The organism is Streptococcus suis, assembly GCA_022354845.1.
GTDB classification, from domain to species: Bacteria; Bacillota; Bacilli; order Lactobacillales; family Streptococcaceae; genus Streptococcus; species Streptococcus suis_AA.
Genome location: CP031970.1, coordinates 197067 through 210527, shown reverse-complemented (window position 1 = coordinate 210527; position 13461 = coordinate 197067). Strand labels below are relative to the sequence as shown.

At 43.2% G+C, this 13461-nt stretch carries 11 protein-coding genes; 3 read left to right on the top strand and 8 right to left on the bottom strand.

Going from position 1 to position 13461, the window contains the following annotated elements:
• Positions 1-398 precede the first annotated feature (398 nt).
• The 6 genes from D2A30_01155 to D2A30_01130 all read right to left on the bottom strand — a co-directional run bounded on the left by D2A30_01155 (position 399) and on the right by D2A30_01130 (position 7186).
• Entirely contained in the window at positions 399-2261 is a 1863-nt protein-coding gene (locus D2A30_01155) for a proline--tRNA ligase (GenBank protein ULL20326.1), read from the bottom strand.
• A 245-nt stretch (positions 2262-2506) separates the two neighbouring features.
• The gene (rseP, locus tag D2A30_01150; protein ID ULL20325.1) at positions 2507-3766 is read right to left on the bottom strand and encodes an RIP metalloprotease RseP; all 1260 of its coding nucleotides are present in this window, start codon (positions 3764-3766) and stop codon (positions 2507-2509) included.
• A gap of 9 nt (positions 3767-3775) precedes the next feature.
• On the bottom strand, positions 3776-4582 hold the full coding sequence (locus tag D2A30_01145) for a phosphatidate cytidylyltransferase (GenBank protein ID ULL20324.1): 807 nt from the start codon (positions 4580-4582) through the stop codon (positions 3776-3778).
• A gap of 9 nt (positions 4583-4591) precedes the next feature.
• On the bottom strand, positions 4592-5347 hold the full coding sequence (locus D2A30_01140) for an isoprenyl transferase (protein ULL20323.1): 756 nt from the start codon (positions 5345-5347) through the stop codon (positions 4592-4594).
• Between the two features lie 113 nt (positions 5348-5460).
• Positions 5461-5784 carry a preprotein translocase subunit YajC gene (gene yajC / locus D2A30_01135; GenBank protein ULL20322.1) on the bottom strand — a complete coding sequence of 108 codons (324 nt, stop codon included), beginning with the start codon at positions 5782-5784 and terminating at the stop codon, positions 5461-5463.
• Between the two features lie 109 nt (positions 5785-5893).
• Positions 5894-7186, bottom strand: coding sequence for an adenylosuccinate synthase (locus tag D2A30_01130; GenBank protein ID ULL20321.1), 1293 nt, complete (start codon positions 7184-7186; stop codon positions 5894-5896).
• Between the two features lie 364 nt (positions 7187-7550).
• Here D2A30_01130 and gshB point away from each other — a divergent pair, with 364 nt between their 5' ends.
• The 3 genes from gshB to dusB all read left to right on the top strand — a co-directional run bounded on the left by gshB (position 7551) and on the right by dusB (position 11842).
• The gene (gene gshB, locus D2A30_01125; protein ULL20320.1) at positions 7551-9782 is read left to right on the top strand and encodes a bifunctional glutamate--cysteine ligase GshA/glutathione synthetase GshB; all 2232 of its coding nucleotides are present in this window, start codon (positions 7551-7553) and stop codon (positions 9780-9782) included.
• A gap of 196 nt (positions 9783-9978) precedes the next feature.
• A complete protein-coding gene (gene hslO, locus D2A30_01120; GenBank protein ULL20319.1) occupies positions 9979-10845 on the top strand; it encodes an Hsp33 family molecular chaperone HslO in 867 nt (288 codons plus the stop codon).
• Entirely contained in the window at positions 10838-11842 is a 1005-nt protein-coding gene (dusB, locus tag D2A30_01115; protein ID ULL20318.1) for a tRNA dihydrouridine synthase DusB, read from the top strand. The genes hslO and dusB overlap by 8 nt, the downstream gene beginning before the upstream one ends.
• A gap of 33 nt (positions 11843-11875) precedes the next feature.
• Here the strand turns inward: dusB and D2A30_01110 are convergent, their stop codons facing one another.
• Together D2A30_01110 and D2A30_01105 are read right to left on the bottom strand one after the other, a co-directional pair.
• Positions 11876-12658 (bottom strand): NUDIX hydrolase, encoded by a 783-nt coding sequence (locus tag D2A30_01110; protein ID ULL20317.1) that lies wholly within the window; start codon positions 12656-12658, stop codon positions 11876-11878.
• The gene (locus tag D2A30_01105) at positions 12651-13436 is read right to left on the bottom strand and encodes a nicotinamide riboside transporter PnuC (protein ULL21963.1); all 786 of its coding nucleotides are present in this window, start codon (positions 13434-13436) and stop codon (positions 12651-12653) included. The genes D2A30_01110 and D2A30_01105 overlap by 8 nt, the downstream gene beginning before the upstream one ends.
• Between the last annotated feature and the right edge of the window lie 25 nt (positions 13437-13461).

Sequence of the window (13461 nt, the reverse complement as noted above, 5' to 3'; positions counted from 1 at the left end):
TCATTTTACCATAAATGGAGGAATTTTTCTTGGACTAAGTGAGAGACTTTCTGGCAGGCCACCATCATTTAACTTGCTTTTTCAAGCTTCCTTGTTATCATAGAAATAAAAAAGGCAGTTGCATCAATAACTACCCAAAGTAGAACCGTTAAAAGGACAGTGACTATTTAATTTTAACTAAAGAAATAGCCGTTACTTGCCAAAGTATTGACGGCAATTCCTTTTTGTCATGTTCTGTGAAAAATTTATTGTACAAGCTGATTAAAACCATGGAAAAGCTACCAGAAGCTAGAATCTTCTGTACAACCTCAAAAGTGGAAACAGCATATTCTTGTTGTCGTGGGATAACCGATTATATCAACAAAGACTTGGCTATCATCAACCAAGTCTTTTTCTGTTTATTCATTTTCTTTAGTAAGAATTTGAAGAGTTTCAAGGAGTTGATCCACATGAACTTCTACAGTATCACCTGTGCCCTTGATTTTCACTTCGACAATACCATCCGCTGCTTTCTTACCAACTGTCACACGGATTGGCAAGCCAATCAAGTCACTATCAGAGAACTTCACGCCGACACGCTCATTACGGTCGTCAGTTAATACTTCATATCCTGCACCAACCAAACTTGCTTCGATAGTCTGAGTCAATTCCATATCTACTTCGTCTTTGACATTGACTGGAATCAAATGCACATCAAACGGTGCCAATTCTTTAGGGAAATTGATCCCCCAAGCGTAACGGTATTCGCCTTTAGGTGTCTTATTAACAAAGAGGCGAGCGTGTTGTTCGAGAACCGCTGACAAGAGTCGGCTAACACCAATTCCATAGCATCCCATGATAATCGGCATAGAACGACCATTCTCATCCAAAATGTTGGCATTCATGCTGTCTGAATAGCGGGTACCGAGCTTGAAAATATGACCGATTTCGATACCACGAGCAAAGTTAAGAACACCGTGACCGTCTGGTGATGGCTCCCCTTCTTTGACTTCGCGAATGTCCACATACTCAGTCACTTGGAAATCACGTCCCGCATTGGCACCTGTGTAATGGAAACCGTCTTCGTTGGCACCGACAACAGCATTTTTCACATCTTGCACCTTGCGGTCTGCAATAATCTTGATGTTTTCTGACAAGCCGACTGGTCCAAGGGAACCAAAACCTGCACCGAAGATTTTTTCAGCATCCGCTGGGCCTGCTACATCAAAGAAATCTGCTCCAAGGTAATTTTTCAATTTAACATCATTGACCTGGTCGTTGCCAACAAGTAGGGCAACAACAGGCTCCCCATCTGCCATAAAGAGCATGGTTTTAATGGTTTGCTCTTCCGCAACATTCAAGAAGGCGGCCACTTCATCAATTGTTTTTGCATCTGGTGTAGCAACTTTTACTAATGTCTCTTCAGCAACCACAGCTGTCCGTGGTTTGTACTCACTCGTTGCCATCTCTAAGTTGGCAGCGTAGCCAGATTCGCTTGAGTAAGCGATAGTATCTTCACCAGATATAGACCAAGCCAAGAGTTCTGCTTTAATCGCTTCAAGGACATCCTCTGGGATTTCCTCAAAAGAAGCAACCGATTTATCCAAGACAACCCAGCGATTTAGATTGGTACGGTCTGGGGTGATAGCCATAAATTCTTGACTATCCTTACCACCCATTGCACCACCATCACCGATAATGGCCTTAAACTCCAAGCCTGCACGAGTGAAGATTGCCTCGTAAGCCGCCTTGTAGTCATCGTAGGTCTGGTCCAGACTCTCATAGCTAGCATGGAAGCTGTAGCCATCTTTCATGATGAACTCGCGACCACGGAGGAGACCATTACGAGGACGTTTTTCGTCGCGGTATTTTGGTTGGATTTGATAGATATTAAGCGGCAACTGCTTATAAGATTGAACTGCATCACGCGCTAAAAGGGTCACCGTTTCTTCATGGGTTGGTCCCAAGATAAAATCAGAACCTTCGCGGTTTTTGAGTTTGTATAAGTCATCGCCATATGTTTCATAACGACCTGACTCACGCCAGATATCTGCTGACAAAAGCGCTGGCGCTAAAAATTCAATAGCATCAATTTTGTCAAACTCCTCACGCATGATTTTTTTCGTTTTTTCAATCACACGGTTTGCCAATGGCAAATAGCTATAAATACCAGCAGAAATCTGACGAACATAGCCCGCACGCAACATCAAAGCGTGGCTAATCACCGACGCATCCGAAGGCATCTCCCGCAAAGTAGGGATAATCAATTTAGACTGTTTCATAATTAAGATACGGAGGTCGTAAAAAACGACTGAAAATTAGGAAACTGGCGCAATGTGCTTGCACATCAGTCAGTTTATCTATTTTCCGAGTTTTTAGACCGAGTTCAATTACGAACCTCCTTAATTCCTTTCATCATTTGTTTGACAGGAAGACACAGGTTTCAGCCCGTGTTCAATTCCTTTAATAGTTTTCAGAACATCCTGCGTAGCACGCATTCAATTCCTTATATTAATTTCAATTTATTCTAGAAGAAAACACGTATAATGTCATTCCATGTGACTACTATCATAAGAACTACCATTACGGCCACACCCGCTAGGGTAATATAAGATTCTGTTTCTGGCTTTAATGGTTTTCTACGTATTGCTTCCAGAATATTCATCACAATTTTACCACCATCTAAGGCTGGAATTGGAATCAAATTAAATATTCCAAGGTTAATGGAAAGCATGGCCATTAGCCCCAATACAGATGCCAAACCAAATTCAGCAGCTTGGGCACTAACTTTATAGATGGCTACAGGACCACCCAATTGTTTCACATCAAAGTTTGCAATAAGATTTTTCAAAGCTGTTACAATCAAGAGTGCCGTCGCACCTGCTTCTTGGAAACCACCGACTATTTTATCAACGAAGCCCGTCTTCAAGATTGGTGAAATCCCAATTCGATAGGTTCCGTCCACTTTCTCCGCAGTAACGGTCACATTTTTGGTTGCTCCATCATGTTCCACAACCAAACCAAAGCTTGGAGCAGTTGTTGCATCTGCCGCCGCCTTGCTAATGATCGTCGCGACTTCTGTGTAGCTGTCTGTTGCATCACCATTGACAGATAAAATTTTATCACCAGTCACAAGTCCAGCTGCTTGTAAGGCACCACCATCAGTAATACTAACTGCATTGCTTGACAAATCGGCGACCCCACCTTGCATGAACATCAAAAAAATAAAAACTAAGATGCCTAAAATGAAGTTATTCATCGGCCCAGCAAAGTTGGTGATCAAGCGCCCCCAGACTGTCGCATTTTGGTATTGAACATCCAGTGGAGCAATTCGAACTTCAGTGCCATCTTCCTCGACAATCGTTGCATCGTGATCAACTTTATAAGTCTTGCTTTCTTCCAAGACCAAGCCTGTAATTTCTAATTTTTTTTCGAAATCAAAACTAGTCACATTCATCGGTAAGCTAAGGTTATCTAGCTGTTTTCCAGTTAAATTTATCCGCGTCACAACACCAGCTTCATTCAGGCTGAGGCTAGCAGGAGTCCCTGTCTTAATCTCTGTCTTATCTTCACCCCAACCGGCCATTCGAACATAACCACCAAGAGGAAGAATACGAATCGTGTAAAGCGTCCCATCCTTACCTGTATGAGCGAAAATCTTTGGCCCCATCCCAATCGCAAATTCCCTTACAAGGATTCCTGCTTTCTTAGCAAAGTAGAAGTGACCAAATTCATGGACAACCACAATGACACCAAAAATAAAAATAAATGCTAAAATTCCTCTCATAGGACCTCCTTAAAATAGGCCAAAGAAGTGCATAATCGGAAAGACAAAAATCATACTATCGAAGCGATCCAATATACCACCATGTCCTGGAATAATTTTTCCAGAATCCTTTACACCAAAATGGCGTTTAATCGCACTTTCAACTAAATCTCCGAATTGTGAGAATATCGAGAAAATCACAACTAGCAACAATATCATGCCGAAGGAATAACCAGCCAACAAAGACTTATCGACAATCAAGAAAATGATAGCAACTACCACCGCAGAAAGAATACCACCTACAAAGCCTTCAACTGTTTTATTCGGTGAAACCTTTGGTAATAGTTTTCTGCGTCCAAACTGGCGTCCAATCATGTAAGCGCCTATATCTGTAGCCCAAACCAAACAGAGGGCAAAAAAGACCTTATTTAGACCATCCATTCGAGCCAATACCAAGCTATGGAAGCCAATTCCTACATAGAAGCTTGATGCAATTGGAAAGACTACGTCTGAATAATTGTATCGACCAATATTGAAAACTGTAGCCCCAAGAAGAAGGAAGACTACAATCGCATATGCTGTATAGTTCCCATCTGCCGGCAAGAATGTTAGATAATTCTGTAACGGAAGCGTCAATACTAGACTTGCCAACATGGCTAAAACACCTTCAATTGAATTCGGCGCTAGACGACGCATCTTAACCAGCTCAGCTGTCGCAATCATTGCTAATAAACCGACAAAAAAATCAAAGGCCATGCCTCCAGCTAGCAAGAAGGGAGTGAAAATAGCTAAAGCAATTGCACCAAATATCACTCGTTTCTGTAAATCATTTGTCATAACTTCTCCTTATACACCACCAAATCGTCTATGACGTCGGTTATACTCTTTAATCGCTAATTTGAGGGCATCTCCATCAAAATCAGGCCAAGCAACATCTGTAAAATACAACTCACTATATGCTGATTGCCAAGGCAGAAAATTGCTGAGACGGAGTTCGCCACTTGTACGGATAACTAGATCGGGATCGCGTAGCGCTGGTGATAAGGTCCCTGTATAGAGGTAGTCCGCAATTAATTTCTCGTCAATATCTCCAGAATTAAACTTGGCATCCAAGACATCTTGCGCTATGGCCTTAACTGCTCGAGTCACCTCATCACGACCACCGTAGTTCAAAGCGAAATTGAGAATTAGTCCAGTATTATTCTTCGTTTTTTGCTCAGCCTTATAGAGAGCATTAAGGGTGGCTTGAGGTAGTTTGGAATAGTCACCAATCATCTGAATTTTGACATTATTGGCATGGAGTTCAGGAACATACTTATCATAAAATTCCACAGGAAGGTTCATTATAAACTTTACTTCCTTTTCTGGTCTAGACCAATTTTCTGTAGAAAATGCATACACTGTCAATACTCGAACACCCAAGTCAGAAGCAGTTTTAGTAACTTTTTGTAGGGCATCCATACCTGCCTTGTGCCCCATAATACGGGGTTGCATCCGCTTTTTCGCCCAACGACCATTACCATCCATAATGACCGCAATATGCTTTGGAACTTCTATTGCCGTCTCAATGCTTTCTTTCTTTTTAAACTTAAACGTAAACATGCTATTTTCCTTCATTTATAATCGTTTCATTATACCATATTTTTTGCTAGGATAGCAAAAATCAGGCAAGTCTAAAACAAGAGAAAACCAAGGTTTCCCTCGGTTTCTCATCCTTATTCTTCAATAGCAGATTCTGGGGTTGCTTCTTTCGTTTCAACTGCAACTTCTTCAACTACAGCAGTTGATGTGTTAGAACTAGCGACACGATTACGAATCGCACCACGCTCAAATGTTAAATAGATACCATCGATATCAAGAACAACCTTTTTGTCATCTATTTCGTCGACAATACCATATAAACCACCAATTGTCACAATTTCATCACCTTTTTTGATTTGGTTCAATGCTTCTTGGCGTTGTTTTTGTTGTTTACGTTGCGAATAGAACATAAAGCCAATCATGGCAACCATGACAAGTGGCAAAAATAAACCTTCCATTTGTTTACCTCATTTTTTGTTTGATAAGCTTGATTATACCAAATTCTAAACAATAAAGCAAAATTAGACTTGGCCAAAAAAGACCGAACATTCGTTCAGTCTTCATACACTATTTTGTACTCCATACACTCTCAAGAATGTTAGTCTGTTCACGACCAGGACCTACTGAGAAAGTTGAGATACGAACCCCTACCAATTCGCTGATGCGACGAACATAGTTGCGAGCCGCTTCTGGCAATTCATCCAAGCTACGTACACCTGTGATGTCTTCGGACCAACCTGGCATCTCTTCATAAATTGGTTTACAACGTTTCAATTGCTCCAAACTTGCAGGATAGTGGTCAATACGCTCACCATCCAAATCATAAGCCACACAGATTTTCACTGTTTCAAGGCCTGATAGAACGTCAATAGAATTGAGTGATAAGTTTGTAATACCTGATACACGACGGCTATGGCGCATGACAACAGAGTCAAACCAACCGACACGGCGAGGACGACCTGTTGTCGTACCGTATTCTTTACCGATTTCACGGATGCGGTCTCCGATTTCATCGTTCAATTCAGTTGGGAATGGTCCGTCACCAACACGGCTAGTGTAGGCCTTACATACACCAACCACCTTGTCAATCTTGCTTGGTCCGACACCACTACCGATTGTCACACCACCTGCAACAGGGTTTGAAGAAGTTACAAATGGGTAGGTACCTTGGTCAATGTCCAACATAACGCCTTGCGCCCCTTCAAACAAGACACGTTTCCCTTGGTCGAGAGTATCATTCAAAATTACAGAGGTATCGGTCACATATTTCTTGATTTCTTGACCATATGCATAGTATTCTTCAAAGATTTCATCAAATTCGATTGGTGTTGACTCGTACATTTTTTCAAATAGACGATTCTTTTCTGCCAAGTTTACTCGCAAACGCTCTGAGAAAATATCTTTATCCAAAAGATCTGCAATACGGATACCAACACGCGCAGACTTATCCATGTACGCAGGACCGATACCCTTGTTGGTTGTACCAATCTTGTTTTCGCCTTTTGATTCTTCTTGCAATTGATCCAATTTGATGTGGTAAGGCAAGATAACGTGTGCGCGGTCTGAAATCCGCAAGTTATCTGTTGTAACACCTGAATTATGGAGATAGTTGATTTCCTTCACCAATGATTTTGGATTGATAACCACACCATTACCGATAACAGAAATCTTTTCTGGGAAGAAGATTCCTGATGGAATCAAGTGCAATTTATATTTAGTCCCATCGATAACGATAGTATGCCCAGCATTATCTCCACCTTGATAACGCGCAATTACTTCAGCATTAGCAGATAAAAAGTCTGTGATTTTACCCTTACCTTCATCGCCCCACTGGGTTCCTACAACAACTACTGATGTCATACTCACTCTTTTCCTGAACTGGCTGACCAGTCCAGCCTTTCTTCTACTTCTGGCAGGAATCTCACCTGCAAGTTTCGTTTTACACACTATTTTATCAAAAAACGAACATTTTTTCAAGAATTTCCTTTATTTTCAATTATTGCGAACATAACAGTTAAATCTTCCTTTTTTTACAAAAAAATACTGAACAAATTACACCTTCAAACATTTTTAAATAAGTTTTTATGAAGGATTCCCGAAACCTTTTATCACTTTCAATTATTTTCAATGATATTTTCACAAAAAACGTAGCAGAAATTTGTATTTGTCTATCAAACTAGATAAAATTGGAATAAGACTTTAACAGAAATAAGAAGGACTGAATATGTTACAGAAATTATCCCCAAATAGCCCTATTCTTCAGGCCACCTTCGGTATTGAACGAGAATCCTTACGCATCAATGCAAACCACAAAGTTGCTCAAACACCTCACCCAGAAAAGTTAGGTTCACGTAGCTTTCATCCGTATATTCAAACTGACTATAGTGAGCCACAAATTGAATTGATTACTCCCATTGCTCATTCCACTAAGGAGGCGAGAAGATTCCTTGGTGCGATTACAGACGTAGTGATGCGATCAATGGATAAGAGCGAATACCTTTGGCCCTTATCCATGCCACCTGTCATTTCAGAGGACGACATCAAAATTGCTCAACTAGAAAGTGACTACGAATATCAGTATCGCATCGGCTTAGGAGAAAGGTATGGTAAGCTCCTCCAGTCTATGTCAGGTATTCATTACAATTTTGAATTAGGAAAAGACTTAACCCAACAACTTTTTGAATTAAGCGAGGAAACAGATTTTGTCGCATTCAAAAATACCCTCTACCTCAAGTTGGCACAAAACTTCCTCAACTATCGCTGGCTCTTAACTTACTTATATGGAGCAAGTAGTTTAGCCGAAAAAGGATTTTTATCCGAGGAAGTCGGTTGCGTTCGTTCCATTCGCAACTCCAAACATGGCTATGTTAATGCCGAAGACGTTCATATTTCTTTCTCTTCTCTCGAACAATACGTGGCTGACATCGAACAAGCTGTCCAGTCTGGTCAACTATCCGCCGAAAAAGAGTTTTATTCCTCTGTTCGACTACGTGGGGCCAAAACGAGTCGCGACTTTCTCAGAAAGGGGATTTCTTATCTGGAATTCCGTACCTTCGACCTTAACCCCTATGACCCGTTTGCTATTAGTCAAGAAACCCTCGACACCGTTCATCTCTTCCTCTTAGCCCTCCTTTGGCTGGACCAACTAGCTGACGTAGACAATGCTTTAACAAAAGCAGATAGACTGAACAACCTCATTGCCCTAAGCCACCCTCATACACCTCTACCTAGCGATGCTGATCCCACACCAATCTTGATTGCCATGAAAGCCATAGTCATACACTTTGGACTGGACGACTACTATAGTCAGCTCATTGCACATGTGGAGGCAGCTCTTCAAGACCCGCGACTAACCCTTTCTGGAAAAATAGCAGAGCAGGTCAAAGATGGATCTCTGGAACATTTTGGCCAGCAACAAGGACAAGCCTTTCATGACTATGCTTGGACAGCCCCTTACGCTCTCAAAGGCTATGAAAATATGGAACTCTCTACTCAGATGATTCTCTTCGATGCTATCCAGATGGGCTTGAATGTGGAGATTTTAGATGAAGAAGACCAATTTCTCAAACTTTGGCATGATGACCATATTGAATACATCAAAAATGGCAATATGACATCCAAAGACAACTACGTGGTTCCCCTTGCCATGGCCAACAAGGTTGTCACTAAGAAAATTTTAGCAGAGGCTGGTTTCCCAATTCCTGCGGGAGCAGAATTTGCAAATAAAACAGATGCCCTGCGCTATTATGGACAAATTTCCAGCTCTGCCATTGTCGTCAAACCTAAATCCACCAACTTTGGCTTAGGAATCTCAATCTTCCAAGAACCAGCTAGTCTTGTAGATTATGAAAAAGCCTTAGACATTGCCTTTTCAGAAGATAGTCATGTGCTGGTAGAAGAGTTCATAGCCGGTACCGAATACCGTTTCTTCATACTAGATGGAAAATGTGAGGCTGTCTTGCTCCGCGTCGCAGCTAATGTCATAGGTGATGGGCATTCAACTATCCGAGAATTGGTCGCTCAAAAAAATCAAGACCCTCTGAGAGGACGTGACCATCGTTCACCACTTGAAATCATCAATCTCGGTGAAATTGAACTACTTATGTTAGAACAGCAGGGCTATACTCCAGATACAGTACTTCCCGAGGGCATTCAAGCCTTTCTACGCGGTAATTCTAATATCTCAACGGGTGGTGACTCAATCGATATGACTGACCAGATGGGTGAATCTTACAAGCAATTAGCTGCCGACATGGCACGCGCAATGGGGGCCTGGGCTTGCGGTGTAGATTTGATTATCCCAGATATATATCAGGCAACCAGCAAAGAAAAACCGAACTGCACTTGTATCGAACTCAACTTTAACCCAGCTATGTACCTGCACACCTATACCTTTGCAGGACCAGGTCAAAGTATCACACCGAAAGTTCTACGGAAACTGTTTGCGGAAATTTAATACTGAATGATCCATTGTCAAAAGCCCTGATAAGTAAATGAATCCAGAGGAACTTTTCTCTCAATTCCCACGAAATTAAAAGTTACAGAGTTTACTTTCTTTCTAATGCGTTAAGTAAAAACTGGCTGACACGGTCAGTTTTTTCTTATGGTCGTCTCCTTTCCGCATTTTCTTTACTTGTGCTATAATTAAAGTTATGGATAAAATTATTAAAACACTATCAAAAAGCGGGCATTTCCGTGCCTTTGTGCTAGATAGCACAGAAACCGTGAAAACAGCCCAAGAAAAACACCATACTATGGCGTCGTCCACCCTTGCTCTGGGCCGCACTCTCATTGCCAATCAAATTTTGGCTGCCAATGAAAAAGGCGATACAAAAATCACCCTGAAAATCTTGGCCAATGGAGCCGTTGGTGCCATTATCTCCGTTGCCAATACCAAAGGTCAGGTCAAGGGCTACATTCAAAATCCAGACTTGGATTACAAACGGACAGCGACTGGCGAAGTCATCGTTGGACCTCTTGTGGGGAACGGACAATTCCTAGTCATCACAGACTACGGAACAGGCCACCCCTACAACTCCATGACACCCTTGATTTCTGGTGAAATCGGTGAAGACTTTGCCTACTTCCTAACAGACAGCCAGCAGACGCCTTCTGCGGTGGGACTGAACGTTTTGTTGGACGAAGAAGATAAGGTCAAGGTAGCTGGCGGATTCTTGTTGCAAGTTTTACCAGGTGCAACTGAGGCTGAAATTGCCCGTTTCGAGAAACGCATCCAAGAAATGCCTGCCATTTCGAGTTTGCTGGCTTCTGAAAACCATATAGAAGCTCTGCTATCCGCTATTTATGGCGACGACGACTTCAAACGACTGTCAGAAGAAGAAATCGGTTTTGTCTGCGACTGCTCTAAGGACCGCTTCCTCGATGCTCTAGCCAGCTTGCCAAAAGCGGACCTGCAAGAGATGAAGGAAGAAGACAAGGGCGTGGACATCACCTGTCAATTCTGCCAGACCCATTACCACTTTGACGAAAACGATTTGGAGGAACTCATCAATGGCTAATCTCAATACCCCTTTCATGATTGGTGATGTGAAAATCCCCAATCGCTGCGTGCTGGCCCCGATGGCTGGCGTGACCAACTCGGCCTTTCGCACCATTGCCAAGGAAATGGGCGCAGGCCTGGTCGTTATGGAAATGATTTCTGAAAAAGGCCTTCTCTACAACAACGAGAAGACCCTTCATATGCTCCATATTGACGACAACGAATACCCTATGTCCATCCAGCTTTTCGGTGGCGATGCCGAAGGACTGAAACGGGCTGCCGACTTCATCCAAACCAACACCAAGGCTAATATCGTAGATATTAACATGGGCTGCCCTGTCAACAAGGTCGTTAGAAACGAAGCTGGTGCCAAGTGGCTCAAGGACCCCGACAAGATTTACCACATCATCAAGGAAGTGACCTCAGTCCTCGATATTCCCTTGACTGTTAAAATGCGGACGGGTTGGAACAATACCGACCTAGCGGTCGAAAATGCCCTGGCCGCAGAAAGTGCCGGTGTGTCTGCCCTGGCCATGCACGGACGGACCCGCGAGCAGATGTACACAGGAACCGTTGACCTGGAAACCCTCACCAAGGTGGCTGGTAGCCTGACCAAGATTCCTTTCATCGCAAACGGCGACATCCGCAATGTAGAAGATGCCCGTCAGCGAATTGAAGAAGTCGGAGCCGATGCCGTCATGGTCGGACGGACTGCCATGGGCAATCCTTATATCTTCAACCAAATCAATTACTATCTTGAAACTGGAGAAGTCCTACCCGACCTCTCCTTTGAAGATAAACTCGAAGTCGCCTTCGACCACCTGAACCGATTGACCAATCTAAAAGGCGAATCCATCGCCGTACGTGAATTCCGTGGTCTTGCCCCACACTACCTCCGTGGTTCAGCAGGTGCTGCCAAGATCCGTGGCGCCGTTGCCCGAGCAGAGACTATCGAACAGGTCCAAGAACTCTTTGACCAAGCTAGAGAGGCCTATCAAGAACGGATTGCCAAATAATATCAAAACCTCCAGTATCAGCTGGAGGTTTCTTTATCTATTTGATGAACTTTCTTTCAAACGGTAGGTTTTTCTAGGTTTGCGCTTGGGCAAGCGTTCCACTCCAACTTCTTCCACAAAGTCGCCATACTTAGCTAGGAAATTATTGTGGAGGATTTTTTTGTCGGGTGAGATAAGATTGACCAAATCTGTCGCAGCGTAGATGTTAAAGGGTTGCTGCAGGAGATTGAGAAAGGTTGGATTCCACTTCATCCGTCCCTGAATCCGCTGGATAGAGGTCATGACAATCTCGTAATGGTCAAAGGCAAAATCCTCTGCCGTCAAGACCTGACCCTCATAAGAACACTGCGAAGTCTTGAAATCCACATCGATCACAATCGGCTCCCTGCCATCCGGCCCTGGCTTGACCAGGTCCAAAGCTTGGCTAGGCAAGTAAACCAAGTGGGCAATGGTCATCATCCAGCCCCTAGGATCCCGCTCAGGGTTGGAGACTGTTAGGAGTTGCTCTATATGGCTACGAGGTAAATCCAATCCTGCTTCTTTTTTTATCTCACGCTGGCAGGTCTGGTAGGCATCCTCGCCTCTGGCAATAAAACCACCGACCAAGGAGAGTTTGTGTTGACAAGGATGAGTAGCCCGCCGAATCAAGAGGAGCTTTATTCGACCCTGGACAAAACTATAGACCACCATATCAGCCGTAACACTCGGCTTTTCAAAACGTGGCAAATCTTGTTGCTTATACCAGATTAAGAACTCTTCTTCCGTCCCATATTTTTCATAGTATTCCTTGTCTGATAGAACAGCAGGCCTAGCCATTTTGAGCCACCTGCCCCTCTTTTATAGACTTAGACCATTGGTACCAACCGACCGCACTGTTCAAGGCATAAACCCAGTACATGGCTTGCATGTGAAGAGAAGTCCCCCACCAGAGATAGATAGAGAAGAGATTGGTCGCAATCCAGAAAATCCACTGTTCACGATAAAGATAGGTCATCAAAAATTGACCCGTCCAGTTGGTCCCGTCTGTGATAGAGTCACGGAATGGACGAGCCGAACCAACCGATTGATAAATCAAGCCAAAACTTGCCCAAACCAGTAGAGTGAAGCCCAGCCATTTGATCCAGCCCTTCCAGTCCAGCTTACGTGCCTCGAATTCCGTCTCCTCCTCTTCCGCCACTCCATTAACACGGGCAGTCAACCAAACATATAGTCCAACTGGCTGCATGACAATGAAAAAGATAGCTGTCATCACTTCTCCATAAAACATATTTTGATAGGAGAGGGCAAAGTAAATCACACTATTTAGAAAACCAAAAAAGTAGTTACTAGCACGACCTTCCGCCACCATAATCACGCAGACAATACCCGTCCAGGAGGTAAAAAGTCCAACCCAGTCATGATTGGCAGCACCATTGGTAAATTCTAATACAATCGGCACACTAGACAGGGCCAGTAAGTAGCACCATTGAAAGAGCGTCCGCCCTTGAAACAGGTCCGCCATAATTGCCTGCAGGACCCCAAGTAGGCCCAGTTTCCTTGCCCTATTTGCAATTGCAGCCATATTTTCCGGCACCTGCTTCACAGCTGTCTTCATTCCTTCAAATTGTTGGAACAATTGA